The sequence below is a fragment of the Sphingomonas sp. Leaf37 genome (assembly GCF_920939475.1).
GTDB lineage: Bacteria > Pseudomonadota > Alphaproteobacteria > Sphingomonadales > Sphingomonadaceae > Sphingomonas.
In genome coordinates this window covers 642,168-668,195 of the sequence record NZ_CAKLAX010000003.1, presented here as the reverse complement: position 1 = coordinate 668,195, position 26,028 = coordinate 642,168, and the positions used below count along the sequence as shown (strand labels likewise).

General features: G+C 68.2%; 19 protein-coding genes. 10 read left to right on the top strand and 9 right to left on the bottom strand.

The features are described from left to right. Nucleotides 1-45: 45 nt before the first annotated feature. From metX to LRA87_RS12830, 4 genes are all read left to right on the top strand, one after another. A complete protein-coding gene (gene metX, locus LRA87_RS12845; protein ID WP_230631880.1) occupies nucleotides 46-1,176 on the top strand; it encodes a homoserine O-acetyltransferase MetX in 1,131 nt (376 codons plus the stop codon). After that, nucleotides 1,173-1,604: a GNAT family N-acetyltransferase gene (locus tag LRA87_RS12840; protein ID WP_230631879.1), complete on the top strand. Its 432-nt coding sequence runs from the start codon at nucleotides 1,173-1,175 to the stop codon at nucleotides 1,602-1,604. Before metX ends, LRA87_RS12840 begins: the two co-directional genes overlap by 4 nt. Next, nucleotides 1,601-2,188: a methionine biosynthesis protein MetW gene (gene metW / locus LRA87_RS12835; protein WP_230631878.1), complete on the top strand. Its 588-nt coding sequence runs from the start codon at nucleotides 1,601-1,603 to the stop codon at nucleotides 2,186-2,188. The genes LRA87_RS12840 and metW overlap by 4 nt, the downstream gene beginning before the upstream one ends. Before the next feature lie 89 nt (nucleotides 2,189-2,277). Beyond that, nucleotides 2,278-2,682 (top strand): response regulator, encoded by a 405-nt coding sequence (locus tag LRA87_RS12830; RefSeq protein WP_443024874.1) that lies wholly within the window; start codon nucleotides 2,278-2,280, stop codon nucleotides 2,680-2,682. Nucleotides 2,683-2,706: 24 nt separating this feature from the next. On the opposite strand, the gene LRA87_RS12825 is transcribed toward LRA87_RS12830, so the two are convergent. The 6 genes from LRA87_RS12825 to LRA87_RS12800 all read right to left on the bottom strand — a co-directional run bounded on the left by LRA87_RS12825 (nucleotide 2,707) and on the right by LRA87_RS12800 (nucleotide 8,894). Continuing rightward, nucleotides 2,707-4,278, bottom strand: coding sequence for a sensor histidine kinase (locus tag LRA87_RS12825; protein WP_230631877.1), 1,572 nt, complete (start codon nucleotides 4,276-4,278; stop codon nucleotides 2,707-2,709). Between the two features lie 20 nt (nucleotides 4,279-4,298). Beyond that, nucleotides 4,299-4,871 (bottom strand): single-stranded DNA-binding protein, encoded by a 573-nt coding sequence (gene ssb / locus LRA87_RS12820; protein WP_230631876.1) that lies wholly within the window; start codon nucleotides 4,869-4,871, stop codon nucleotides 4,299-4,301. Between the two features lie 18 nt (nucleotides 4,872-4,889). Beyond that, nucleotides 4,890-6,746 (bottom strand): ferrous iron transporter B, encoded by a 1,857-nt coding sequence (feoB, locus tag LRA87_RS12815; RefSeq protein WP_230631875.1) that lies wholly within the window; start codon nucleotides 6,744-6,746, stop codon nucleotides 4,890-4,892. 3 nt (nucleotides 6,747-6,749) lie between these two features. Continuing rightward, entirely contained in the window at nucleotides 6,750-7,028 is a 279-nt protein-coding gene (locus LRA87_RS12810; RefSeq protein ID WP_230632288.1) for a FeoA family protein, read from the bottom strand. Between the two features lie 265 nt (nucleotides 7,029-7,293). Further along, nucleotides 7,294-7,947: a COQ9 family protein gene (locus tag LRA87_RS12805; RefSeq protein ID WP_230631874.1), complete on the bottom strand. Its 654-nt coding sequence runs from the start codon at nucleotides 7,945-7,947 to the stop codon at nucleotides 7,294-7,296. Next, nucleotides 7,944-8,894: a DMT family transporter gene (locus tag LRA87_RS12800; RefSeq protein WP_230631873.1), complete on the bottom strand. Its 951-nt coding sequence runs from the start codon at nucleotides 8,892-8,894 to the stop codon at nucleotides 7,944-7,946. The genes LRA87_RS12805 and LRA87_RS12800 overlap by 4 nt, the downstream gene beginning before the upstream one ends. A gap of 52 nt (nucleotides 8,895-8,946) precedes the next feature. Between LRA87_RS12800 and LRA87_RS12795 the strand changes: the two genes are divergently transcribed. Then, a complete protein-coding gene (locus tag LRA87_RS12795; RefSeq protein WP_230631871.1) occupies nucleotides 8,947-10,020 on the top strand; it encodes an alkene reductase in 1,074 nt (357 codons plus the stop codon). Between the two features lie 165 nt (nucleotides 10,021-10,185). Here LRA87_RS12795 and pbpC read toward each other — a convergent pair whose 3' ends face one another. Further along, the gene (gene pbpC / locus LRA87_RS12790) at nucleotides 10,186-12,315 is read right to left on the bottom strand and encodes a penicillin-binding protein 1C (protein WP_230631869.1); all 2,130 of its coding nucleotides are present in this window, start codon (nucleotides 12,313-12,315) and stop codon (nucleotides 10,186-10,188) included. Nucleotides 12,316-12,442: 127 nt separating this feature from the next. Next, complete coding sequence (locus tag LRA87_RS12785; RefSeq protein WP_230631867.1) at nucleotides 12,443-18,172, bottom strand: alpha-2-macroglobulin family protein; 5,730 nt, start codon at nucleotides 18,170-18,172, stop codon at nucleotides 12,443-12,445. Nucleotides 18,173-18,412: 240 nt separating this feature from the next. On the opposite strand from LRA87_RS12785, the gene LRA87_RS12780 reads away from it, so the two are divergent. From LRA87_RS12780 to LRA87_RS12760, 5 genes are all read left to right on the top strand, one after another. Then, a complete protein-coding gene (locus LRA87_RS12780) occupies nucleotides 18,413-19,798 on the top strand; it encodes a glycosyl transferase family protein (protein WP_230631865.1) in 1,386 nt (461 codons plus the stop codon). Beyond that, complete coding sequence (locus LRA87_RS12775; RefSeq protein ID WP_230631863.1) at nucleotides 19,795-20,799, top strand: hypothetical protein; 1,005 nt, start codon at nucleotides 19,795-19,797, stop codon at nucleotides 20,797-20,799. Before LRA87_RS12780 ends, LRA87_RS12775 begins: the two co-directional genes overlap by 4 nt. 62 nt (nucleotides 20,800-20,861) lie before the next feature. After that, a complete protein-coding gene (locus tag LRA87_RS12770; RefSeq protein WP_230631861.1) occupies nucleotides 20,862-21,776 on the top strand; it encodes a sulfite exporter TauE/SafE family protein in 915 nt (304 codons plus the stop codon). Between the two features lie 35 nt (nucleotides 21,777-21,811). After that, on the top strand, nucleotides 21,812-22,558 hold the full coding sequence (locus LRA87_RS12765; protein ID WP_230632286.1) for a TIGR02186 family protein: 747 nt from the start codon (nucleotides 21,812-21,814) through the stop codon (nucleotides 22,556-22,558). A 68-nt stretch (nucleotides 22,559-22,626) separates the two neighbouring features. Continuing rightward, on the top strand, nucleotides 22,627-24,309 hold the full coding sequence (locus LRA87_RS12760) for an ATP-binding protein (protein ID WP_230631859.1): 1,683 nt from the start codon (nucleotides 22,627-22,629) through the stop codon (nucleotides 24,307-24,309). 167 nt (nucleotides 24,310-24,476) lie between these two features. Here the strand turns inward: LRA87_RS12760 and LRA87_RS12755 are convergent, their stop codons facing one another. Then, a complete protein-coding gene (locus LRA87_RS12755) occupies nucleotides 24,477-25,967 on the bottom strand; it encodes a M23 family metallopeptidase (RefSeq protein WP_230631856.1) in 1,491 nt (496 codons plus the stop codon). Between the last annotated feature and the right edge of the window lie 61 nt (nucleotides 25,968-26,028).

Sequence of the window (26,028 nt, the reverse complement as noted above, 5' to 3'; positions counted from 1 at the left end):
GTTGACAACTTGCTTCGCGGGGAAGAGCGCCGTAGCGAACCCGGCATGTCAGACCATGACCGCTTCGGCCTGTCCCGTCAGGTGACGTTGCCGGGGCCGCTGCGCCTCGATGGCGGTGTGCTGCTGTCACCGGTCGAGATCGCATACGAAACCTATGGCACGCTTGCCCCCGACGGCGGCAACGCGATCCTGATCTGCCATGCGCTGACCGGTGACCAGCACGTCGCCTCCGCCCACCCCCGCACCGGCAAGCCCGGCTGGTGGGCGCGGATGATCGGACCCGGCAAGCCGATCGATCCGGCACGCGATTTCGTGATCTGCAGCAACGTCCTGGGCAGCTGCATGGGGTCGTCTGGGCCGGCAAGCGTCAATCCGGCGACCGGCCGGCCATGGGGCATGGCGTTTCCCGTCATTACGATCCGCGACATGGTGCGGGCACAGGCGATGCTGCTCGATCATCTCGGCGTCGATCGTCTGAAGGCCGTCGTCGGCGGATCGATGGGGGGGATGCAGGCGCTCAGCTGGCCCGCGACCTTCCCCGACCGTGTCGATGCGGTGGTGGTGATCGCATCGACGGCACGTCATACCGCACAGAACATCGCCTTCCACGAGGTCGGACGACAGGCGATCATGGCCGACCCGAAATGGCGGGACGGCGACTATTACGGCGAGGAACCACCGGCCGCGGGGCTGGCGGTGGCGCGGATGGCGGCGCACATCACCTATCTGTCCGAGGCCGGATTGACGGAGAAATTCGGCCGCAGGTTGCAGGCGCGGCCGGGGAAAGAGGATGGCGCCAAGAGCTTCGGCTTCGACGCCGATTTTCAGGTCGAAAGCTATCTGCGGCATCAGGGATTGAGCTTCGTCGATCGCTTCGACGCCAACAGCTATCTCTACATCACGCGGGCGATGGACTATTTCGATCTGGCGGAGGAGCATGGCGGGTTGCTTGCCAATGCGTTCCGCGCGACCGGCGCGCGGTTCTGCCTCGTCAGTTTCGACACCGACTGGCTGTATCCCACCGCCGAATCGCGCAGCATCGTTCAGGCGCTGAATGCGGCCGGGGCGCCGGTCAGCTTCGTCGAACTCTCCAGTCCTTACGGGCATGACGCCTTCCTGCTGGACGCGCCGGAGATGAACCGCGTGGTCGACGGTTTCCTGAAGGGCGGACGATGATCGACCTCGACGACGACAGCGCGCGGCTGGACGTGGCGCGTGTGCACGGCTGGCTGGCGTCGAGCTATTGGTCGCCGGATATCGACCGGTCGCTGGTCGAACGGGCCATCGCCGGCTCGCACTGTCTTGGCGCCTATCGCGATGGCGAACAGATCGGTTACGCGCGGGCCATCACCGACCATGCGACCTTCGCCTGGATCGCCGACGTGTGGATCGATGCGCCGGCGCGCGGGCAGGGGCTGGGCCGGCGGATGGTGCAATGGTTCGTCGATCACCCGCGTTTTGCCGGGATACGCCGTATCGCGCTCGTGACGGCCGATGCGCACGGCGTGTACGCGACGCTCGGGTTTCACCCGCCGCTGCGACCCGATCGGTACATGGAGCGATTGTCGGTGGAGGCGGCGGCGATGCTGCGGGCTGCGCCATGAGCCTGCGCCCCGACCTGTCCGTGATCGCCGATCACGTCGCGCCGGGATCGCGCGTGCTCGATGTAGGGTGCGGCGACGGCGCGCTGATGGCGGCGTTGCGCGACCGCCGCGGTTGCGATGCGCGCGGGCTGGAGATCGATGCGGGCAACGTCGCCGCCGCGGTTTCGCGCGGGCTATCGGTGATTCAGGGGGACGCCGATGTCGACCTCGCCGGTTATCCCGATCAGAGCTTCGACTATGCGATCCTCAGCCAGACGTTGCAGACGGCGCGTGCCCCCGACGTGGTGCTCGACCATCTGCTGCGGATCGGACGACAGGCGTTCGTCAGTTTCCCCAATTTCGCGCAATGGCGGGTGCGGCTGTCGTTGCTGTGGGGCGGACGGATGCCGGTGACGCCGCAATTGCCCGAACAATGGTTCGATACGCCCAACATCCATCACGTCACGATCGACGATTTCCGCGCCTTTCTGAAGTCGCGGCACGTGGTCGTCGGGGGCGCGTGGTTCCTGTCCGGCGATCGGCAGCGCAGCGCGGCGGCGGCGAACCTGCTTGCCCAGCATGCCGTGTTCCTGTTGCGACGATGATGCCGAAAAATGTCTGAACTGGACGATTGTCAGGAAAACCGTGGAACTAAAGGGGTTAACCTGTGTTTGGCTATGCCAGGCCGGGAAGTATGATGACCAAGACAGCATTGATCGTCGAAGATGAGATTTTCGTAGCCCTCGATCTTGAGCGTATCCTGATCGATGCCGGTTACACCGTCGCGGCGATCGCGGCGGACAGCGTATCGGCGATCGAGGCGGCACCGGGTTGCGGGTTCGCCTTCGTCGACGTCAATCTTCGCGATGGCCCTACCGGTCCGGGTATCGCACAGCGCATGGCGCGCGATTTCGGTGTGAAGGTGGTGTTCGTCACGGCCAATCCGTCGCAAATCGACTGCGACGGTGACTGCGCCCTCGGTTACATCCGCAAGCCGTTCAGCGAGGCCGCGATTCTGGCAGCGGCGGCGATGGCGACGGGCGCCGGCGAGACACCGGCCAATGACGACATCGTCGTCTATCGCCCGACCGGAAGCTGACGAAACCCGGCGCGGCCGGCGACGTCAGGCCCGGCTGAACGCCGCCAGCGGCACCGTGACAGTTACCACCAGCCCATCGACACGCCAGTCGCGGTCCACCGTGCCGCCCAGCTGACGTACGGCCGACAATTCGATCAACTGGCTGCCGAACCCCTGCGGGCCGGTGGGCACGACCACGGCCGGTCCGTTGCGCTCGACCCAGCATAGCGCGACATGGTCGTCGAAGCGCCGGATCGACAGGTCGATAACGCCGTCCTCGGTCGACAAAGCGCCATATTTGGTCGCGTTGGTCGCAAGCTCGTGAAACAGCAGCGCGAGCGGCGTTGCCGAGCGATCGTCGATCGCGATCTCGTCGCCGGTGATGACGATCGGCTGGCGATCGCTGCGGCGGTAGGGTTCGAACAATTCGCCCAGCAGGCCGTGCAGGCTGTCCTGCTGCATCGACGGACGCGAGCTGGGGCTGTGCGGGCGGACGAAGTCGTGCGCACGGCCGAGCGCGGTGATGCGGAGTCGCAGGTCGGCCGCGACGGTGGCGAAGTCCGGCCGGCTGCGCGCGGCGAACGAGATCAGGCCGGAAATCACCGAGAAGATGTTCTTGATCCGGTGCGACAGTTCCTGACTGATCACCTCGCGCTCGTGCAGCGCCAGTTTCTGTTCGTGGATGTCGGTGCAGGTGCCGAACCAGCGCGTGATCGTGCCGGCATCGTCACGGATCGGCAGTGCGCGGCCGAGCACCCAGCGATAAGTGCCGTCGAAATGGCGCAGGCGATATTCGATCTGATAGGGTTCGCCGGTGGTCAGCGAATGCCGCCAGACGCTCCAGGCACGCTCCTGATCCTCCGGATGGAAGACGTCGTTCCAGCCTTCGCCATCGGTCGATCCGGGCGGCGTGCCGGTAAATTCGTACCAGCGGGCGTTGTAATAATCGTGATAGCCATCGGGCAGCGTCGACCACACCATCTGCGGCATGGTGTCGGCGAGCGTACGGAACCGGTCCTCGCTGTCGGACAGCAGGCGGCGGGTGTCGCGCTCGGCGGCGCGCCACGCGGCCGCATCGCGACTGTCGCGCAGCCGCGCCAGGACATTGTCGGCCAGCGTCGCCAGCCCCTGCAATTGCAGGGGGGTAAGCCCTTCGCGTGGTTCGGTGTCGATGACGCAGAGCGAACCGAGCGGAATGCCGTCGTCCGACACCAGCGGCGCGCCGGCGTAGAAGCGGATGTGCATGTCGCCGGTGACCAGCGCATTGTCGACGAACCGGGGGTCGCGCGTCGCGTCGGGGACGACCATGATCTGGTCCTCCAGCATCGCATGCGCGCAGAACGACGTCTCGCGCGACGTCTCCGTCACGTCGATGCCGGTCCGCGAAATGAACGTCTGTCGCGTTTCCTCGACGAGGCTGATCAACGCGACCGGGGTATCGCAAAGCGCCGCGGCGAAATCGGTGATCCGCTTCAGCGCCGCACTGTTGCGCAGCGATTCGAGGTTATAGGTCTGCAGGGCGGCCGTGCGCGCCGCCTCGTCGACCTGCCAGCCGCGTGCGACCGGCGACGGGGTCGCCGCGATCGCGCCGCTGCACAGCAGATCGGGATCGAGCATGTCGAAGGGTCGCGACGCGTTCAGAACGGCACGTCGTCGTCGAGATCGTCGGCGAAGCCTCCGCCCTGACCGAAGCCGCCGCGCGCACCACCCGACGGCGCGCTGCCACCGCGGCTGCCGCCGCCGCCGCCATAGCCGCCACCCGACGATCCGCCGCCGAAGTCGTCGCTGCCGCCACCGAAATCGCCGCCGCCACGACCACCGCCACCGCCGCCGCCGCCGCCGCCGCCCTGGCCGCCGTTCGGGCCGTCGAGCATCGTCAGCACGCTGTTGAAGCCCTGCAACACCACCTCGGTCGAATAGCGGTCCTGACCCTGCTGGTCCTGCCACTTACGGGTGGTGAGGGCGCCCTCGATATAGACCTTCGACCCCTTGCGCAGGAAGCGTTCGGCGACGTTGGCAAGGCCTTCGTTGAAGACCTTCACCGTGTGCCATTCGGTCTTTTCCTTGCGCTCGCCGCTCGACTTGTCCTTCCACGATTCGGACGTGGCGATGCGCAGTTCGACGACCTTGCCGCCGTTCTGGAACGATCGCGATTCGGGGTCGCGCCCCAGGTTGCCGACCAGAATGACCTTGTTGACGCTGCCCGCCATGAAATGCCCCGAAAATGTCTAGAGGCCGGCGAAGATGGCCAGCCAGTAAGTGATCCCGGCCATGATGTAGGCGGCGGCGAACAAATAGCCAACCATGAACAGCGGCCACTTCCACCCGTTGGTCTCACGCCGGGTCACCGCGATGGTCGAAATGCACTGCGGCGCGAAGACGAACCACATCAGGAAGGCGAGCGCGGTCGGCAGCGTCCAGCGGCCACGGATCTGGTCGGTGATGCGGTCCGCGCCGCTGCCCTCGGCATCGTCAATGGCATAGACGGTGCCGATCGCCGACACCGCGACCTCGCGCGCCGCCATCGCCGGTAGCAGGGCGAGCGCGATGTCGCGGTTGAAGCCAATCGGCTTGACTACGTATTCGATGCCGTGGCCGATGCGGCCGCCGACCGAATAATCGACCGGGCTGATGCCGCTGCCCTCGGGCGGCTTGGGGAAGCTCAGCAGCAGCCAGAGGACGACGGTGGTTGCGGCGATGATGGTGCCAGCGCGCTTGAGGAAGATCACCGCGCGCTGCCACAGGCCGAGCAGCACGTCGCGAATGCGCGGGACCTGATATTTCGGCATCTCCATCATGAAGCCCGAGGATTCGCCCTTGGTGACGGTGCGGCGGAGGATCAGCGCGGCGACGTACGCGCCGGCGATGCCGATCACGAGCAGGCCGAACATCACCACGCCCTGCAACCGCACGAACGGCGCCAGCTGGGTGTTGGGGATCATCGCGCCGATGATGAGCGTGTAGACCGGCCAGCGCGCGCTGCACGTCATCAGCGGGGCGATCAGGATCGTGGTCAGCCGGTCCTTCTCGTCGTCGATCGTGCGGGTCGCCATGATGCCGGGGACGGCGCAGGCGAAGCTCGACAGCAGCGGGATGAACGCGCGGCCGGACAGGCCGACGGTCGCCATCAGCCGGTCCATCAGGAACGCCGCGCGGACCATGTAGCCCGACGATTCGAGCACCAGGATGAAGAGGAACAGGATCAGGATCTGCGGCAGGAACACGATCACCGCACCGACGCCGGCGATCAGCCCGTCGGTCAGCAGCGACCGGACGAAGCCGTCGGGCATCGCGGTCTTGATCGCATCCTGCAGCCAGCCGAAGCCGGCATCGATCGCATCGGCGGGTACGCTCGCCCAGGTGAACACCGCCTGGAACATCACGAACAGGATCGTGACGAGCAGCAGCGGCCCCGCCACCGGGTGCAACGCGACCGAATCGAGCATGTGCGCCCAGCGGCGCCCGGCGGTTTCGGACACGGTCGCCGCGGTGGCGATCTGGCGGGCACGGCGTTGCAGATGGACGATATCGTCCTGCGTGCCCGCACCGACATCGGGCTTGCGGCTGCCGCCGCCGACGATTTCGCCGAGCGCGCCGCGCAAGGCATCGAGGCCGCGCTTGCGGACCGCGACGGTCGGGATCACCGGCACACCCAGTTCGCGTTCGAGGATTGCCGCATCGAGCGTCAGTCCGTCCCGCTCGGCAAGGTCGACCATGTTGAGCGCGACCACCACCGGCAATCCGAGCGCGATCAGCTGCAACGTGAAGCGCAGATGGTTGTCGAGATTGGCGGCATCGACCACGACGATCAGCGCGTCGGGCAGACGTTCGAGGCTGCTGGTCCCCGTCACGACGTCGCGGGTGACGCGTTCGTCGGGGCTGGAGGGTTCGAGGCTATAGGCCCCGGGCAGGTCGATCAGTTCGATCGGGCGGCCGTCGTCCATGACCAGCCGGCCCGAATGCCGCTCGACCGTGACGCCGGGATAGTTGCCGACCTTTTGCCGCGCGCCGGTCAGCGCGTTGAACAGCGCGCTTTTGCCGGCATTGGGATTGCCGACCAGCGCGACCAGCGGAGACGCGTGCACCGTTTATTCGGCTGGAAGCGCCGGAGCGACATGGATAGCGCCGGCCACCGCGCGACGCAGTGCCACGGTCATCCGGCCGATACGACACGCGATCGGTCCGCCACCCAGCGAAGCACGGTGCAGCACCTCTACCGGCACGCCTTCGTCGAAACCGAGTTCGCGCAGCCGCCGCGCTTCGGGCAGCGCCAGCCGCGTCCAGTCGATGCCCGATACGGTCGCGGGCTGGCGACGGGGAAGCGACACGAGATCGAGGGCGGGCACGACGGTACGCGACATATCCATGATGCGACTGATTATCATTTACCGTGGGGGGAGTAAAGCGGTGCGCTTGCCGTTCGCCGCGGAAATGTCGGGTTCGGGCGATAGCCCTATCTACTTCGTCACCCCGGACTTGTTCCGGGGTCCACGGTGCCGCGAGGGAATATTCAGAGGCTCCAGCTTTTCCTGTGGCTGCACGGTGCACCCCGGAACAAGTCCGGGGTGACGATGCCCTCTGGGCGATCCCGCCCATCCGGCATGCGCCGGCAGTCCCACTTCCGCCGCGTCCCTACACCACCGGGTAGCGCAACCGGCCGACGAAGCGCGACAGGCTGGGGCGGTGTTCGTAACGCTTCACGAAGCCTGCCTTCGCCTTTTCGAAGCGCATGATCCCGTCGATCCGGCGGGACAGGAAGGCGCTGGTGTCGGCATGACCTTCGCTGTCGTCGTCGAGGAAGACGGTGATCGTGGCGCCGTAGACGCCGAGCAGGATCGTGCGCTTGGTGTAATGATTGTAGTCGGTCGCGGTATCGCCGGCCATGCGCCACATCAGATCGACGGTGCGCCAGCCGAGTCGTGCGGCGCGGACGACGTTCTGCGGGAGGGCGAGGATCGTCAACGCACGGCGCAGCGATTCGCGGTTGATCGCGACCGCATCCAGCCGCGCCTCGACCAGCGCGGAGATCCGTGCGCGGATTTTCATCGCTGCCAGCGCATCGGACGGCAGAGCCGCGGCCATCTGCCGGTCGATCGCGGCGAACCAGGCGTCGATCATGTCGACCGCACCGTCCGGGAAGGCGAGTCGCGCGACGTCGCGATCGATCCCGGCGCCATCCGCAGCCATGTCGCGCGCATCGTCGCTCCAGCCGTCGAACGCCGCATTGTCGGCAATCCCGGGGGCAAGGCGATCGCGGATTTCGTCGAGTGTCAGATCCTGCGTCATGCCGCTTCCTCCTGCGCCGCCGCGCGCTTCGGTGCAACCTCGGCGCGCCGCACCAGCACCAATGCGAGCGCCACCAACGCGACGCCGACCCAATCCGGTCCCTGCAACCGCTCGCCATATTCGATCCAGCCGACGGCGCCGGCGACGATCGGCTGGATCAGCAGCGCGATGCCGACGACCAGCGGCGACAATTGGCCGAGCGCGTAGATCATGCAGCCTTGCCCCACCACCTGACTGACGAGCGCGAGGGCCAGCAACGGCGTCCAGTGCTGCGGCATGACCTGTTCGTGGAGCAGCAGCGCGAACAGCAGCAGCGGCAGCGCGGTGGCGGTGCTCGACAACGCCAGCGCCGGCAGCGGCCGCATCGTGCCCCGCACCCGCGCCATCAGCACGATATAGACGGTGTAGAGGATGCCCGCGAGGATGCAGAGGAGGTCGCCGGCGAGATTGCGCGGATCGAGCTGGTACGATCGCCCCAGCAACAGCGCCGCGCCCGCCGCCGCCAGCAGCAGCGCGAATCCCTGCATCCGCGTCGGCCATGCCCTCGCGACGAGGAAGCCGTAGATCGGATAGATCAGGATCGCCGAATTGCCGAACAGCGTCGCATTGGCCATTGTCGTACGGACGATGCCGAGGTGCCAGCTGCCGAGGTCGGCGGCGAAGGCGATGCCGCCGATGCCGAGCATGATCCACAGCAATGGCGGCAAGCGGACAGGGCGCGCTCCGCTCGCCAGCGCCAGGCTACCGAGGAACGGCACCGCGATCGCGATCCGCCAGAACCCCGCCGCGACCGGTCCGACATCGGCGAGCCGGACGAACCACGGCCCGAAGGCCAGTGCGATATTGGCGACGACCAGCGCGACGAAGGCCAGACCGGCGGATGCCGTAGCGTCACCCGAGACAATTGCGGCCGGGACAGTTTTTCTTGGGGGCCGCGCCTGATGCATGCCGCCCTGTAGCCGCCTATTTGTCGTTCGTCAGGCCACTTACGGAGCATCCATGCCGAGCCTTTTCGATCCCATCCAGCTGGGCGACATTTCCGCCGCCAACCGTATCCTCATGTCGCCGCTGACCCGCGGCCGTTCGACCGACGATCATGTCCCGACCGACATCATGGTCGATTATTACCGGCAGCGCGCCGGTGCCGGGCTGATCATCAGCGAGGGTACCGGCATCAGCCGTCAGGGACTGGGCTGGCCGAACGCACCGGGCCTGTGGACCGATGCGCAGGTGGAAGCGTGGAAGCCGGTGACCGAGGCGGTGCATCAGGCGGGCGGCAAGATCGTCGCGCAGATCTGGCACATGGGACGGCTGTCGCGTCCCGACGTGATTGGCATGGCGCCGCTGTCGTCGTCGGCGACGCGCGCGCCCTATCACAAGCCGGAAAATCCCTATGGCGAGGCGCAGGCGGCGACGCTGGACGACATCGCCCGCGCGCAGGACGATTACGCCACCGCCGCCACCAACGCGGTGCGCGCCGGGTTCGACGGCGTGCAGCTGCATGGCGCCAATGGCTATCTGATCGACCAGTTCCTGCGCGACGGCACCAACTTCCGCGACGACGATTACGGCGGCAGCCCGGAGAACCGCATCCGATTCATGCGCGAAGCGGTGGCGCGGGTGGTGGACGCGATCGGCGCGGGCCGGACGAGCATCCGCCTGTCGCCCAACGGCGAGACGCAGGGTGCCGATGACAGCGATCCCGCGAGCGTCTTCATTCCGGCCGCGGCGGCACTGGACGCGCTGGGTATCGGTTTCCTCGAGCTGCGCGAAATCGCGCCGGACGGCACCTTCGGCAGCACCGACGTGCCGAAGCTGTCACCCGAGATTCGCAAGGTATTCAAGGGGCCGCTGATCCTGAACCAGGACTATTCGCAGGAACAGGCACAGGCCGATCTCGATTCCGGTCTGGCGGACGGCATCGCGTTCGGACGCAAGTTCATCGCCAACCCCGATCTGGTCGAACGCTTCCGCCGGGGTGCGCCACTCAACCAGGACGATATGGCGACATGGTATTCGAAGGGGCCGGAGGGATACATCGACTATCCGGCGCTGGAAGACGAAGCCGCCTGATCCCCCCACGGTTGGCCGCGCCGCCTGCTACGCATCGGCGCGGCCGTGCCGTGCTTGGACCGGCACTGATCCCGAAAGGGGGAAGGGATCAGTGGCCGCAACGCGCCAGATTCCGATTGGTTCTAGGCGGACGTAATTTCGTCGCCATCATTCCGGTTGATCCGTTCAGCGGATCGTGAACATCACCTGGTCGACGATGCGCCCGGCAAGATCGACCAGCCGCAGCCGGTGTGCTCCGGGCCCCGGCAGGATCAGCGGCGCGCGATCGGCCGGACCGAGATCGCGACGGTCGAGCACGATGCGATGGGCCGCCGCGGCGCCGCTGATGCCGATGCTCAGTCGTTGCCGATCGATCGGAATGTCCGGATCGAGCGCGTAGACGCTCCCCGCGACCGGGTTGGTAAAACGCGGGCGGCGCGCGGCGGCGGGCGCGGCGGCGATAAGGCTCTGCGCGGTGCCGCGCAGGAAATATTCGCGGCGTTGCTCTTCCGTCCCATCGGCGAAGGCGATGCGGGAGGCCTCCACCTGTGGCGGCGCTGGCGGCTCCCGACCGGGGATGCGCGTGTGCAGCGCCAGCATGATGTCGCGCCATACCGGCGCCGCGCCGCTGGTGCCGGAGACGGCACGCATCGGATCGCCTTCGGCATTGCCGACCCATACGGCGACGGTGAAGCGGTCGGAATAGCCGACGCACCAATTGTCGCGCATCGCCTTGGACGTCCCCGTCTTCACCGCCGCCCAGAACGGCAGGCGCAGCGCCGAATCGAGGCCGAATGTGGCGGCGCGGGCGTTGGGATCGGCGATCATGTCGCCGACGATCCATGCGGCGGCGGGGGAGACGATCCCGCGCGGTGGCGTGGCGGGCTGGTCGAGCGTCAGGCGCAGCGGATTCCACCGGCCGCCCTGTGCGAGTGCGCGATAGGCGGCGGCCTGTTCGAGCAGCGTCACCTCCGCCGACCCCAGCGCGAGCGAAAAGCCGTAATAGGCGCCGTCCTCGACGAGTCCGCGATAACCGAGGTCCCACAGCCGGTCGCGGAACGGTTCCACCCCGACCAGCAATAGCGTGCGGACCGCGGGGACGTTGAGCGATCCGGCAAGCGCGGTGCGGGCGGACACCGGCCCCTTGAAACCGCGATCGTAGTTCTGGGGGACGTAGAGGCCTGTTGCGGTGTCGAGCTGTACCGGCGAATCGTCGAGGATCGAGGCGGAGGTGAGATAGCGACGCTCGATCGCCTGGGCATACAGGAACGGCTTCAGCGTCGATCCCGCCTGACGATAGCTGTTGGCGTTATCCACCGCGGCGGCGGTCGAGGCGCCACCGATGCCGCCGATATAGGCAAGGACGTCGCCGCTCGCATTGTCGATCACCACCGCGGCACCGTCGCGGGCGCGGGTGCCGCCGAGGCCGAGCAACTGGCGGCGCAGCGCGGCGGCGGCGAGGCGTTGCAGGCCGGCGTCGAGCGTGGTGGTGATGCGCAGGCCTGGCCGGGTCAGCAGGCGATCGGACAGATGCGGGGCGAGGCCGGGATCGAGCGCGAGGCTGCGTGCCGGGCCGAGCATCGCGGCGACGGCGGCGGGAAAGCGGGGGCAGTCCTTGCCGTCGGCAAGGGCGCAGGCGCGGCGGGCGATCGTGACGGCGTCGGCGCGCGGATCGGGCAGCAGCGCGGCGAGCAGGAGGGCATCGTCGCGCGACAGGCTGGCCGGCGTCTTGCCGAACAGGCCGAGCGCGGCGGCGCCGATCCCCTGCGCCTCGCCGCGGTAACCCGCGAGGTTGAGATAGGCTTCGAGGATTTGGTCCTTGCTCCAGCGATCCTCGAGCGCGCGGCCTGCGCGGATCTGGCGGAGCTTGTCGAGCCAGCCGCGTGCGCCGGGGCGGGCGAGGGCGGGGGAGAGGAAGGCGGCGAGCTGCATCGACAGCGTCGATGCGCCGCGCGGGCGGTTGCGCTCGATCCGGTCGCGGGCGGCGCCGCCGAGCGCGAGCCAGTCGACGCCGGCGTGGGCGAGGAAGCGGTGGTCCTCGGCGGCGACGATCGTGTCGCGCGCGGTGGGCGCGATCGCCGCGAGCGGTGTCCAGGCGAGGCGGCGTACGGCGAAATCGACGCGGGCGCTGTCGATGAGAACGCCGTGGCGATCGTAGAGCCAGGCTTCCGAGGGATGCCATGCCCCGCGGACCTGCGCATAGTCGGGGAGTGCGGGCGGGCGGGTGGTGTAATCGAGCGTGCCGAGCGTCACGGCGGCGGTGGCGACGAGCGCCATGACGGCGCGGGGCGTGGCGAGTCGGGAGCGGAGCGACATGGGCGTTACGTCCGTCGTCACGCCGGATTCGTTCCGGGATCCACCGAGCGGCGAGGGGAAAGGGCGGCACGTCCTGCCCTGCCTCCAGCGGCGCAGTGGAGGCAGGGCGCGACGGTGCGCGACACGATCATCGCTGCGCCACCACCATCGGCGCATTCGGCACCTGCGCACGGATGGCGGGGGAATACATCGCCTCGACGCGGGTCGGCGGCAGGCTGAAGCGGCCGGCGCCGTTCAGCCGTACCGCGTAGCTCACCGTGAAGCGCCCGCGTGGCACCCAGGCGAAGAAGCCGCGCCAGCTGTCGTTGCCGCGCTCGACATAGGACGGCTGCACGCCCTCACTTGCGCCACCCTCGGCCAGCATCTGCGACTGGTTCGCCATGTCGCCGATGATCGTCGCGCCGGCCGGGATCGGGTCGTTGACCACCACCCAGTTGCGCTCGGCGGTGGCGTCGACGGTGATCGTCACGCGCAGGACGTCACCGCGGGTCAGCTGCCCGGCGTTCCGCACCTGCACCGGCGTGACGCTGCGGGTGGCGCGATAGCCGGCGAACAGCGGCGCCTTCAGCGGCACCGCGGCGCGGACGGCGACCATCGCCCATGGGCCGGCGCCGCCGCTCTGACGTAACATCAGCGGCGTGGCGGCGGCGGGCAGCGGCAGGCTGAGCGAGCGGGCCTCGGCGGCGAGCGGCCATGCGCGCGATACGCTCGTCGCGCCTAGCTGTATCGTCGTCGTGCCGGCGATCGCCTGTGCCGGGTAGAGGCCGGCGAACTTGCGCACCGCGACCGCACCCCAGGCGTTGGCGGTGGTCGTGTCCCAATGACCGCGCGACTGGCGCAGGGCGACGCCGACCATCATCTTAGCCGCCTCGTCCTGCCAGCCGGGACGGCCGAGCGTCACCAGCAGCGTCTTGATCGACGCTTCGTCGGCAGAGGACATCAGCCACCACGGCGCCGCCGATGCGTCCGACATGTCGAGCCGCGTGCCTTCGTAGACGAGGCGGCTGCGCAGCACGCCCTCCGCCTGCGCCTTCAGCGCTGCGGCGTTGGCGAGCGGTGCGCGGTCGAGCGCGGCGATATAGTCGCTCAGCAGCGACGTCGGCATATCCTGCGCCGCGAGGCCGACCTGCCCGAGCATCGCCGGTGTTGCCTCTCCGGCACGGGCCAGCGCGGCGAAGGCGACCAGCCGCTGCTGGCGCGGATCGCCGTAGCTTTCGTGACGCACCCGCCCGTCGAGCACCGCCTTCAGCCCCTCGACCATCCGCGCGCGCGGGGCGGGAGGCAGCGGCAGCCCGGCCTCGCTGGTCAGCGACAGGACATAAGCGGTGAGCGCCTCCGATCCCTCCAGCGATTCGCTCGGCCAGTAGCGGAGCAGGCCGTCGGGCGCCTGATACGTCGGGATCGCCCCCGCCAGCGCGGCCCATTTCGTCGGATCGCCGAGCACGACGATCCGGCTCAACTGCTGTTCGAAGCAATTGTAGGGATAATCGCTCATGTAGCGCCGGACGCCGGTCAGCGGCGGGGCAAGCGTGTCGGTGAGTTGCACGTCGACTGATCCGCGGTCCGGCAGCGCGCCGGCGGGCGGGGCGATCGGCAGCGTCGTGTCACCGACGCGGGTGAGCGCCGCTGCCCATGTCTCCACCGGCACGGCCGGGACGACGTCCTGGGTGACGGTCAGGCGATCGGTGGCCTTGCCGTCCTTCGACCGGGCAGTGACCTGCCAACGCAGCGTGCCGCTCGACGGCGGAGCGGTGAGGTTCCACGCCACCGGCGCGGCGCCGCCCGCCGGGATCGTTACGGTCAGCGGCCGCCCTTGCGCGATCCGGGGGAAGACGTCGACGGTCGCGGTAACGGTCATCGGCTTGTCGCTGCCGTTGCGCAGCGTGAAGCCCGCCGCGTACCAGTCGCCGCTACGCACCAGCGGCGGCAGGCCCGCGTAGAGCGACAAGTCCTGCGCGGTGCGGATCGCGGTACTGCCGGTGCCGAACAGGCCGTCGCCATCGGTGGCGATCGCGACCAGTTTGAACGAGGACAGCGCATCCGACAGCGGCACTGCCACCTGCGCGCGGCCCTGCGCATCGAGCGCGACGCGGCCCTTCCACAGCAACACCGGCTGGAAGTTCTCGCGGTTGAGCGCCGCCGCGGCATCGCCGCCGCCGCCTCCGGCCTCCACCGCCTTGCGGCCGTAATGGCGCTTGCCGACGACCTGCATCTGCGCGGTCGCGGTCAGCACCGACAGCGGCCGGTCGCCCATCATCGCCGTCAGGACATCCCAGCTGTCGTTCGGCGCGAGCTGCAACAGCGCCTCGTCCACCGCAGCGAAGGCGACATCGGCGCTGGCCGCGGGCCTGCCGTCGGGCCGTCGGACCTGCAAGGCGACGCTGGCGGTGCCGCGCGGCGAGAAGCGCTCGCGGTCGGCCTTCACGGTCACGCCGAGGGTATGGCCTTCCCACCCGACCTTTACCTTGGCGATGCCGAGGCGGTAGGCGGGCTTCGACAGGTCGACCAGCGCGGTCGGTTCGGGCGCGGGTTCCGGCTTCACCAGCCCGAGGCTCTGGCCGATCCCGCGCAGCCAACTGGTCCAGCCGCTTTCGATGCGGCCGCGCACGGCCATCACCGAGACATAGACGTCGGGCGCGTAGCTGGCCGGCATCGGCACCTCGACGACGGGATCGGTGCCGGAGAGTTCGGTGACGAAGCTCGACAACACGCCCTCGCGCTCGACCGTCACCAGCGCGGTGGCGGAACGGAACGGCATGCGGACCTGAAAGCGCGCCGTCTCGCCCGCCTGGTAGGCATTGCGCTCCGGCACGACGTCCATGCGATCGCCATTGTCGCCGCCGAACCACCACGCATCGTCGCCCGCCAGCCACACCGAGCGCACCGCACGTGCGACATTGCCGTCCGCATCCGCGCTGGTCGCGACGACATAGACCTCGCCCGATACGCCGGGATCAACCGTGCATTGCGCGAAGCCCTGATCGTCCGTCGTCGCGGTGCAGGATGCGTCGAGCTTCGTCGTACGCATCTGGTTGTCGTAGGCGTAGAAGCCGCCGATCAGCCGTCGCCGCGCCGTCAGTATCTGGCGGCTGTAGAGCGCGACCGACACCGTCTGGTTCCTGAGCGGCTTGCCGCCGGTATCGAGCGCGACGAAGCGCAGGCGCAGGTCGTCCTGTTTCATCAGCCAGCCGTCGGTCTTCACCCCCAGTTGCACCGCGGAGGCGTAGATCGGCACATTGCGGCTGGCGGTCAGCACCTCGCCATTGGCGTCCTGATAATCCATCTCGACGCGCATGTCGGCGAGGCCGTCCAGTGCCGGCACGTCGACGCTGGTGCGCGCGGTGCCGCCGGCGTTCAGCGTCACCGGCAGCGTCTGCGTCGGTGGCAGCGGCGTCTGCTGATCGTCGCCATCGCCGTTCATCGGCTTGACGCCTTCCTCCACCTTCGCCCCGCCGAAGGTATAGCCGTCATAGCCCTCCGGCGTGGCGGAATGCGCGAACCAGCCGACGCGGACGTCGACCGGCAACCCGCCTGCACCGCCGCCGGACAGATATCCGACGTACAGGTCAAGCGGCAGCGACTTCGGTCGCACCGCTGCCGCCTTCGGCCCGGTGACGCTCGCACGCATCGTCGGCAGCTTGTATTCGTCGACCTTGAACGACTGGCTGGTGAAGGTGACGTCGTCGCCGCGAACGATGCGCAGGTCGTAATCGCCCATCGGTGCGCCCTGCGGCGCGGTCCAAGTCGTCTCGCCGATACCCCTTGCATCGATCGTCAGCGGCAGGTCGAATTGCGTGTCCGAGCCGCGATGCGCCAGCCGCAGCGTACCGGAAAAGCCCGCCGGTATCGCGAAGCCGTTGCCGCTGGGACGGCGGACGATGTGCTTCATGTGGATCGTCTCGCCCTGCCGGACGAGTGCACGGTCGAAGACGGTGTGGAACGTTTCCGAGGGTGCGGAATAGCCATAGGGCAGTTCGAAATCGTAGGGCCGGATGCCATCGCCCCAGCTGGTCAGCGCGAAGCTGAAATCGTCACCGCTGCGCGCGGAAATCATCAGCGGATGCGCCGACGATCCGTCCTGACAGCCACCATAGGTTTCGGGTTCGGGCAAGCCGGCGGGGATCATCAGCCCGCCGCTGCGATCGGTCGCGCCGCGCGCGAGCAGTTTGCCCGAACAGCTGTCGCTGACCTGCACGCTCGCGTTGGCGACCGGCTTGCCGGTGTCGAGCGATGTCACCCACACGAGGCTGCGCTCGCGGCCCCATTTGAAATGCACCGCCATGTTGGTGACCAGCGCAGCGGTCGCAACGTAGCGCGGTGCGTTGCGGCCGAGCAGCGCACGGCCTAGCGCCGGACTGGCCAGTTCGACGACGTAGAAGCCGGGTTTGCCGAGCGGAATGCCGACGACCTCGAAATCGCGGCCCTTGCCGGGCAGGCCGATCGTCATGCCGGCGCCCTGGTTGCCGAGGATCGATCGGTCGCCGGTGTGATTGATCCGGCGGATCACCTCGTCGCCGCGCTTGACCTCCTCGACATCGTCGTCGTCCGCGTCGTCGACCGTGCGCAGCCATTCGGCGACCGCGGCATCGCTGTCGCCCACCTTCAGCGTGCGCCCGCCGATCGGCAGGCTCTTGCCCTGCAGCGCAGGTTCGACGTTGCGGACGGTGACCGGCAGCACGCCGCCCTGTGCCGCTTCGAGGATGCCGAACGGCGCGGCGAACTTCACCAGCGGCGGTGCGGCGTCGAACTTCACGTCGAGCGGAAAGCGTTCGGCGTTGGACAGGGTGCGACCGCTCTCGTCCTTCAGTCCGGCAGGCAGCGTCAGCTTCGCCGCTGTCTCGTACGGCAACGGCGCCTTGAACGTGACGTCGCTGATCGTCGCCTTTTTCTTGTCGTCGTCATCGAACGCGGGCGCGATCTGCTTGCCGTCGGGCAGCGTCAGGCGGATCGCCGCAGCCTGGCTCATCGGCACCGGCGCGGTGAAGCGCACGTACGCCGGCTGTACCGGGCTGCACCCGGCCTGCGGGTTGGTACGGCTGCATTCGAAACGCGCGGCGAACGGCTTGCGCACGGTATAGTCGAAGCGCTGATCGCTGCCGGCAAGGCGACCGGAGGCCGACGCGATACCTTGCGGCCAGACGAGCGCCATGTCGCGACCCGGCGGCAGCGCGCGCCGGCATTTCAGCGCCGTGACACCGGAATAGAGGGCCTGCCGCTCGGCCGGCTTTTCCGGAACCGCTTCGGGCAGGCCGGCGCTGTCGAGGAAGCTGCGGACGGACCAGTTCTGCGTCCCCATCTCGCCGATCAGTTTCGCCGGCAGATCGGCGGGCAGCACGTCTACCGGGATCTTTTCGCCGATGCCGTCGACCGCGCAATAGGCATTGGCGGCGACCGAGGCGCGGGTCGGCATCTGCGTCGCGGCGACCAGAAAGACCTGATCCTCCTCGATCTCGTCGCCGTCGCCCGATGGCAGCACCGCGCGGGCGGACGGGCCGCCCGCATCGACGCTGTAGGTGGCGCGGCCGTTCAGCGCATAGCCGGCGACGCTCTTCAGCCCCTTGGCGGCGTCGAAGCTGCATTTGGCGTCGCCGCTCAACGCCGCGGCGAAATCGAAGACCCAGGTCTGCTGGTCGACCCAGCGGCCGGTTCCCTGACAGGCGGTGGTGAAGGGTGCGGGCGCGCGGGGATCGCCGAGCGGCACCATCGGCTGGCTGAAGCGGATCGTATAGCGTTCGACCGCCCCCGCCGCACCGCCGATACCGGGCTGGGCGAGCACCACCTGGGGGCTGTTGTCGCCGAACGCCGCCACTGGAGCGAGCGCCAAGGCCAGCACCGCCCACCGCATCGCTCCATGCATCCGCCATCTCCCCCGCAACGCCGGGACGCTAGGCGTGTCGGGAAGGCGAATCCAGCGTGAAGATATCGGTGCCTGTCCGGAGGCCAGTGAGCCGGAATCGCAGCCGATTCGGAGGCATGGCTACCCGCCGACCATGCTGCCGCGTCCGGTAAAGACGTTCAAGGCAAGTCACTTGGGCGAAATACCTTGCGTCATATCTGTCCACAATGAACCTTGTGCATGGCATTCGAGCGGGGTTTCATGGATCTAGTCACGCTGATCCTGGATGCGGCGGCACGCGAAACCATGCTGTTCGCCGCGGCAGGCCTGCTGATCGGCGGTATCGACGACCTGATCGTCGACCTTTGCTTTATCGTCCGTCGCCTGTCGCAACGGCAGGCCGACAGGTTGAGCCTTGATGCATTGCCGCACAGCGCGGCGCCCGCCCCGTTCGCGATATTCGTCGCCGCATGGGATGAGGCGGCAGTGATCGGCGGGATGCTGACCGCCGCGGTACGACGGTTCGACTATCCCGACTACCGGATCTACGTCGGAACCTATCCGAACGATCCGGCAACGATCGCCGCGGCCCGGGCCGTCGCCGCGCTGGACCCGCGTGTCCGCGTGATCGTCGGCGAGCGCGACGGGCCGACCACCAAGGCGGATTGTCTCAATACCGTGTGGCACGCGTTGATGCGGGACGAGGCGGCGGGGCGCATCACCAGAGCGGTGGTGCTGCACGATGCGGAGGATGTCGTGCATCCGGCCGAACTCACCGTGTTCGACGCGCTGATCGACGATCATGCGCTGGTGCAGCTGCCGGTGCTGCCGCTGGTGCGTCGCGGATCGCTGATATCGGGGCATTACGCCGATGAATTTGCCTATGCTCACAGCGTCCAGCAACCGGTGCGGGCGATGCTGGGGGCGGCTATGCCGCTGGCGGGCACCGGTTGTGCGATCGCAACCGGCATGTTGCGGGCGATCGCCGCGGAACGGGGCGACGCACCGTTCGACGCCAGCAGCCTGACCGAGGACTACGAACTGGGCCTGCACGTCGCCGATCGCGGCGGCACCAGCCGTTTCGCCCGGGTACGCGATTCCCGCGACGGCAGCCTCGTCGCGGTGCGCGCGTATTTTCCCGATACCTTGCCAGCCGCCACGCGGCAGAAAGCGCGCTGGATGACCGGCATAGCCCTTGCCGGATGGGATCGCACCGGCTGGGGACGGCCGCGTGCGATCGCCGATCACTGGATGCGGATGCGGGACCGGCGTGCGCTGGTGTCGGTGCTGGTGCTGGCGGTCGCCTATGCCGCGGTGCTGTTGTGGCCGGTCGCGGCGGGGCTCCGCTGGCTGCGGTCGATGCCGGCGGCCGACGACCGGCTGGCGAACTGGCTGCTGCTGACCACGTCGCTGCTGCTCGGCTGGCGATTGCTGATCCGCGTCACCTGTACCGGCCGGGCCTATGGCTGGCGCGAGGCGTGCTGGTCGTTGCCGCGGTTCTTCGTCGGTAATCTCGTATCGTTGGTCGCTGCACCACGGGCGCTGCACCGCTACCTGGGGCTGTTGCGCGGCGAAGCGCTGGTCTGGGAGAAAACCGCGCACGTCTTTCCGGATTATGCCCTCGGCCCGCCGACGTCGCCGACATGAACGGGGGCCGTCCGCTCCGTTTCCTCGCCATCCTGCTCAGCGGATGGGCGACGGCGCGCGGGATCGACATCTATAACGGAGATGGTCCCGAACTGCCGGCATGGGTGGCGCCGGTGGCACGCGCGGTGGCGTCACTGGTGACGAGCCCTGCCGCGGCGACGCCGTTGGCCGGGCCTCATCCGGCGACGCGCCGTACCGTCGCGGCGGTGCCGAGCCGCGATACCGCGGATCGCAGGACGATATCGGCTGCGCGCCTGCGCGCATTTGCGTCGCCACGGGTGGCGACGGCGAGCGACGGGGAAGAAGCGTCGCCGCAACGGCCTGTCGCACCGCTGCTCTCGCCGGCTGTCCTGCCGCCGACGATCGCCCATGCCGGCTCGCGGCTGGCGGGCAGCGCTTGGCTGATCGCCCGGAACGGTTCGGCGCCCGGCGTGTCGGGCAGCCAGCTGGGCGCATCGCAAGCCGGCGCACGGATCACCTATGCGCTGGGCGGCAGCCGGCGCGTGGCGCTGGCCGCGCGGATTTCGGCACCCCTGTCAGGCAGGGGCGTGGAAGCGGCGGTCGGACTCGACTGGCAGCCGTTCCGCGCGCCGATCCATGTCATCGCCGAGCACCGCATCGCACTGGATGGCGGGCGCGGCGGTGCGATGATCGGCGTGGTGGGCGGGTTCGGTCCGGTTGCGGTCCTGCGCGGCGTGCGGCTGGAGGGCTATGGCCAGGCGGGGGTGATCGCGCGCGACGGCGGCGAAGGGTTTGCCGACGGGGCGTTGCGGGCATCGCATCCTTTGCCCGCCATCGGTCGGCTCCACATCGATATCGGGGCTGGCATCTGGGGCGGCGCGCAGCGCGGTGCCGCGCGACTCGACATCGGTCCGTCGGTGGGAGTCGTCGTACCGGTAGGACGCGGATCGGTGCGCCTGACCGCCGACTGGCGCGAACGGATCGCGGGGGATTCGCGCCCCGATTCCGGCCCGGCCCTGTCGATCGGAACGAACTTCTGACCCTGCCGCCATGGTGCGAACCGCTCTGGTCCGCAGGCGCCAGCAGCCTATAACGCGATCCCGTGGACCTGTACCTTCCCATCGCCAACCTGTCGGTCAACGCACTGTTCATCGTGCTGCTCGGTGGCGGCGTCGGGCTGTTGTCGGGAATGTTCGGCGTCGGCGGGGGATTCCTGACGACGCCGCTGCTGATCATCTACGGCATTCCGCCGACCGTGGCGGCCGCGTCGTCGGCCAGTCAGGTGACGGGGGCCAGCGTATCGGGCGTCTTCGCGCATTTCCACCGTGGCGGCGTCGATACCAAGATGGGCGGCGTGCTGGTCGCCGGCGGCATCCTCGGCAGTTTCGCCGGCGCGTGGATATTCCGCCTGCTCCAGGCGAGTGGCCAGATCGATACGGTGATCGGTGTTGTCTACGTACTGATGCTCGGCTCGATCGGGTCGATGATGGCGCGCGAATCGATCGGCGCGATCGGCGTCGCCAAGGGCCGGCGCCCGGTGAAGCCGCGCAAGCGCCGTCACCACCCCTTCGTCGCCGCACTGCCGCTGCGCACGCGCTTCTACGCATCCGGCCTCTACATCTCGCCGTTCGCGCCGCTGTTGCTCGGGTTCTTCACCGGCATCCTGACGATCCTGCTCGGTATCGGCGGCGGCTTTATCCTGGTGCCGGCGATGATCTACCTGCTCGGCATGGCGACCAGCGTCGTCGTCGGCACCTCGTTGTTCCAGACGTTGTTCGTGACCGCGGTGGCGACGATGGTCCACGCGACCACCACCAAGGCGGTCGACATCGTGCTCGCTGGCCTGCTGCTGATCGGATCGGTCACCGGCGCGCAGCTGGGCGCGCGATTCGCGACCAGGGTGAAGCCCGAATATCTGCGCCTTGCGCTCGCAGTGATGGTGCTGCTCGTCGGTCTGCGCATCCTGCTGGGTCTGGTCTGGCGACCGGAAGAGATCTTCACGGTCGAACTGACGTGAGGCGTGGGCTCGCCCTGCTGCTCGCGCTGCCGTTGATGGGGCAGGCGTCGCCCCCCGCGGGAACAAACACGGGCAAGCCCGTGCTGGTGCCCGACGTATCGCAGCGGAACATCGAGATCGCGTACAGCTTCACCGGTGCCGAACTGCTGCTGTTCGGCGCGATCCTGTACCCCGGCGGGCGGCTGCCCCGCGGCGAGGCGCCGACCGACATCGTCGTCGTCGTGAAGGGGCCGACCCAGCCGGTGCTGGTGCGCGAGAAGCAGAAGGTCGCCGGAATCTGGATCAACGCCGAGCACCAGCGCTACAGTTCGGTGCCCAGTTTCTATGCGCTGGCGGCATCGCGGCCGATCGACCGGATCGTCGACGAACGCACCCGCGCGATCTATGAGCTGGGTCTCGGCAGCCTGCAATTGTCGCCGGGATCGAATGCGGTGAGCACGGTGGAGCAGCGGTTCCAGCGCGGTCTGGTCGACCTGAAGCGGCGTGCCGGTTTGTATGTCGAGGCGCCCCGCGCGGTCGAGATCACCGACGGCGTGCTGTACCGGGCGCGACTGACCATCCCGGCACGCGTACCCGTCGGCCGCTTCACCGCGGAGACGTTCCTGATTCGCGATGGACGTGTTCTGGCCGCCGCGGTGCGCGACATCGATATCCGTAAATCCGGCTTCGAGCGATTCGTGGCGAGAGCCGCGGATCGTGATTCGGTGTTGTACGGATTGGTCGCCGTTGCGCTTTCGGTGGCGCTGGGATGGGCCGCGGGGTGGCTGGCGAGACGTGTTTAACGCCATCATCACGGTATCTTAACCGCTACGCTCCATGGTGCGTCCGATATGGACGGGGATGCAGCGTGATGACCGAGATGCCGGGACCAGGCGCCTTTGCCGGTGCGGTGCCAATGAACGCGATGCCGCTGGGCGGGATGACCGCCGGGCTGTTGCCGATCGGCTGCGTTCAGGCGATCGCCGGCAGCAGCAGCCGTGTCCTGTTCGATCGCGCGTCGCTGGACCTGATCGCGCAGGATACCGATCCGGTGGTGGCGGCCGCGGGTCAGGTCGGCGGCCAGATCAAGATGCGGGTCGGCGGATCGTGGCTGGTCGCCAACGTCCGTAGCCTCGCGCTCGAGGAGATCGGCAACGACTGGGTCGCCGCCGAGATCGATTTTCTGGGCGAGGGCGACGAGGAGCGGCTGACCGGCAAGCTCTATCGCTTCCGCCGCGGCGTCACCCGTTACCCGATCCCCGGGTGCGAGGTGTTTCCGGTATCGACGCTGGACCTGCGCCAGATCTATTCCGCGGCGGACCAGCCGCACATCCAGATCGGCACCGTCTATCCGACACGCGACGTCCGGGCGTCGCTGTACGTCGATGCGATGCTCGGCAAGCATTTCGCGCTGGTCGGGTCGACCGGCACCGGCAAGTCGACCAGCGCCGCGCTGATCCTGCACCGTATCTGCGAACTGGCGCCGCAGGGGCATGTCGTGATGATCGATCCGCACGGCGAATATGCCGCCGCCTTCCGCGGCAACGGCGCGATCTATGACGTCAACAATCTGCAGATGCCGTATTGGCTGATGAACTTCGAGGAACATTGCGAGGTGTTCGTCACCAGCAGTGGATCCGATCGCCAGATCGATGCGGACATTCTGGCCAAATGCCTGCTGATGGCACGCGCCAAGAATCGGCTGGGGCAGGAGATCGCCAAACTGACGGTCGATGCGCCGATCCCGTATCTGCTGAGCGACCTGACCAATCTCATCAACCTGGAAATGGGCAAGATGGACCGGGCGGGGGATACCGCGCCCTATCTGCGGCTGAAGACCAAGATCGACGAGATCAAGGCCGACCCGCGCTACGGCTTCATGTTTTCGGGCATGCTGGTCGCCGACACGATGGCGGATTTCCTTGCCCGTATATTCCGCATGCCGGGCGACGGGCGGCCGATCTCGATCGTCGACGTGTCCGGCGTACCGTCGGACATCACGTCGGTCGTCGTCGCAGTGCTCAGCCGGATGACGTTCGACTTCGCGATCTGGTCGCGCAACGAGCCGCAGCGCCCGATCCTGCTCGTCTGCGAAGAGGCGCACCGGTACATCCCGAGCAGCGCCAAGTCGGAAGGGCGCAGTGCCTCGGTCGGGCGCATCCTCGGGCGCATCGCCAAGGAAGGGCGAAAATACGGGGTCAGCCTGGGCCTTATCACGCAGCGTCCGTCCGACCTCGAGGAAGGCGTGCTGTCGCAATGCGGTACGATCATCGCCATGCGCCTCAACAACGAACGCGATCAGGCCTTCGTTCGTGCGGCGATGCCGGAAGGGGCACGCGGTTTCCTCGATTCGATCCCGGCCCTGCGCAATCGCGAATGCATCATCTGCGGCGAGGGCGTCGCAGTGCCGATCCGCGTCAGCTTCGACGGGCTGGACGAGGCGAGACGGCCTGCGTCGGGCGATCCATTATTCTCGGAATTGTGGCGCGACGCCGGCGGCGAAGACGGCATCATCCAGCGGACGATCATGCGCTGGCGCGCGCAGGGACGGTGACCTCTTGTCTATTCCTTTCCCGCAGGGGGGAGGGAAACCGTTCGGCGTCGGCCGAATGATGGAGTTAGGTGAGCGATGAATGCTGTTGTGGAGGGCGTCGCTTACTTTCCCCTCCGTCGCAGCTAAGGTGCGCCACCTCCTTCTCGCGGGGGAGAAATTGCGGAGGGCTAGCTTCCCGTCCCCACCTTGACCGCCAGCAATCCCGCGACCTGCGCCTTGAAGCGGCGCAGATTCTCGCCCGACAACGCCGCAATGCTGGCAAAGCTGATCGAACTCGGATTGATCGTCTGGCCGTTGCGCCACACCTCCCAGTGCAGATGCGGTCCGGTCGACATGCCGGTCGAGCCGACATAACCGATCACCTCGCCCTGCCGGACGTGCTGCCCGCGCGATACCGCGATCCGGCTCATATGGCCGTAGCCGCTGGCGAGGCCGCCGCCGTGGACGAGCTTGACGAAATTGCCGTAGCCGCCCGAGCGCCCTGCGCCCTGCACGACGCCATCGAGCGCGGCATAGATCGGCGAGCCATAGGGCGCGCCGATGTCGAGGCCTTTGTGCATCTTGAGGTAGCCGAGCAGTGGATGCATGCGATAGCCGAAGGACGATGTGATGCGCCCGGCCACCGGCATACCCATGAAGCCGCGACGTTCGCTCTGCCCTTTGGCGTCGAACCACCCCGGTTTGTCACCATCGTTCCAGCGAACCAGCTGCACCTTGCGCCGGCCCTGATCGATCCCGGCGAACAGCAGGTCGCCGAGCCGTACTTCGCCGGTCGCGGCGCGTTCCTGTTCGACGATCAGGTCGAAGCTGTCCGCGGCGGTGATGTCGCGGCCGATCGACAGGCGGGTGGCGAGCGCCTTGATATAATGTTCGACGACGCGGGCGGGTGCCCCGGCGGCGCGGGCCGAGCGGTAGAGGCTCGATCCGACAAGGCCCTGAATGCGCAGCGGCGTCGTGTCGATGGCGATCGGCTGTCGCGTCATGACCAGCCCGTTGCCGACCCGGTCGAGGCTGACCGCAAGGTCGAAGCGCGCGCGCAGAGCCAGCTTGTCGAGCGGGCGCGCCATCGTCCGGGCCGGACGCCGGCCGAGCGTCAGCGCGATCCGCGTACCGGGCCGGATGTCGCCCAGCGTCGCCGCCTGCGCCACCAGTCGTGCGGCCGCGGCGGCATCGCTGCGGCCGACGCCGGCGCGAGTCAGCACGCGAAGGAAGTCGTCGCCTTCGCCCAGTGTCGCACTGAGGTCGACGGTCGGGCGTTCGGGGGCCTCGGCAAGCGGTGCGACGAGATCGTTCGCGGCCATACGATGGCCCGTGTCCGCACCCCAGGCGAGCGGTGCGATCGCCTGTGCGCGGGCATTCTCCCATACCGGCCCGGCGAGCGGCGCAGGGGCGACTCCGGCGAGCGGTTCGAATCCCGGCGCGAGCATCCAGGTTGCGCCACACAAGGCAGTGAAGGTGGCGAGGCCGCGCCACCAGTCGCGGCTGCCGATCTGCGCGCCGAGATCGGGCGCCCAGTCGACCCGGACGGCATCGTCGCGCAGGCGGGCGATGGTGCCGAGTGGCCGTGCGACCGCGGCGGCGCGGCCGAACGGGCGCGCAAGCCCGCGCGCGGTCGTGCCACCTGCCAGTTCGAAACCCTGATCGTTGCGCAGGAACACGCGGACGGCGCCTCATCATCGATCGCCGAATTCCCCCCGGCGCTGGGATCAGGGGGTGTGG

Excerpts from the sequence above, each read along its gene's own strand:
- LRA87_RS12780 (WP_230631865.1), top strand. The coding sequence starts at position 18,413 with ATGGATCTAGTCACGCTGATCCTGGATGCGGCGGCACGCGAAACCATG.
- LRA87_RS12795 (WP_230631871.1), top strand. The coding sequence starts at position 8,947 with ATGCCGAGCCTTTTCGATCCCATCCAGCTGGGCGACATTTCCGCCGCC.
- LRA87_RS12760 (WP_230631859.1), top strand. The coding sequence starts at position 22,627 with ATGACCGAGATGCCGGGACCAGGCGCCTTTGCCGGTGCGGTGCCAATG.
- metX (WP_230631880.1), top strand. The coding sequence starts at position 46 with ATGTCAGACCATGACCGCTTCGGCCTGTCCCGTCAGGTGACGTTGCCG.
- LRA87_RS12775 (WP_230631863.1), top strand. The coding sequence starts at position 19,795 with ATGAACGGGGGCCGTCCGCTCCGTTTCCTCGCCATCCTGCTCAGCGGA.
- LRA87_RS12830 (WP_443024874.1), top strand. The coding sequence starts at position 2,278 with ATGATGACCAAGACAGCATTGATCGTCGAAGATGAGATTTTCGTAGCC.
- LRA87_RS12810 (WP_230632288.1), bottom strand. The coding sequence starts at position 7,028 with ATGGATATGTCGCGTACCGTCGTGCCCGCCCTCGATCTCGTGTCGCTT.
- metW (WP_230631878.1), top strand. The coding sequence starts at position 1,601 with ATGAGCCTGCGCCCCGACCTGTCCGTGATCGCCGATCACGTCGCGCCG.
- LRA87_RS12805 (WP_230631874.1), bottom strand. The coding sequence starts at position 7,947 with ATGACGCAGGATCTGACACTCGACGAAATCCGCGATCGCCTTGCCCCC.
- LRA87_RS12825 (WP_230631877.1), bottom strand. The coding sequence starts at position 4,278 with ATGCTCGATCCCGATCTGCTGTGCAGCGGCGCGATCGCGGCGACCCCG.
- LRA87_RS12765 (WP_230632286.1), top strand. The coding sequence starts at position 21,812 with ATGGGGCAGGCGTCGCCCCCCGCGGGAACAAACACGGGCAAGCCCGTG.
- ssb (WP_230631876.1), bottom strand. The coding sequence starts at position 4,871 with ATGGCGGGCAGCGTCAACAAGGTCATTCTGGTCGGCAACCTGGGGCGC.
- LRA87_RS12800 (WP_230631873.1), bottom strand. The coding sequence starts at position 8,894 with ATGCATCAGGCGCGGCCCCCAAGAAAAACTGTCCCGGCCGCAATTGTC.
- pbpC (WP_230631869.1), bottom strand. The coding sequence starts at position 12,315 with ATGTCGCTCCGCTCCCGACTCGCCACGCCCCGCGCCGTCATGGCGCTC.
- LRA87_RS12785 (WP_230631867.1), bottom strand. The coding sequence starts at position 18,172 with ATGCATGGAGCGATGCGGTGGGCGGTGCTGGCCTTGGCGCTCGCTCCA.
- LRA87_RS12840 (WP_230631879.1), top strand. The coding sequence starts at position 1,173 with ATGATCGACCTCGACGACGACAGCGCGCGGCTGGACGTGGCGCGTGTG.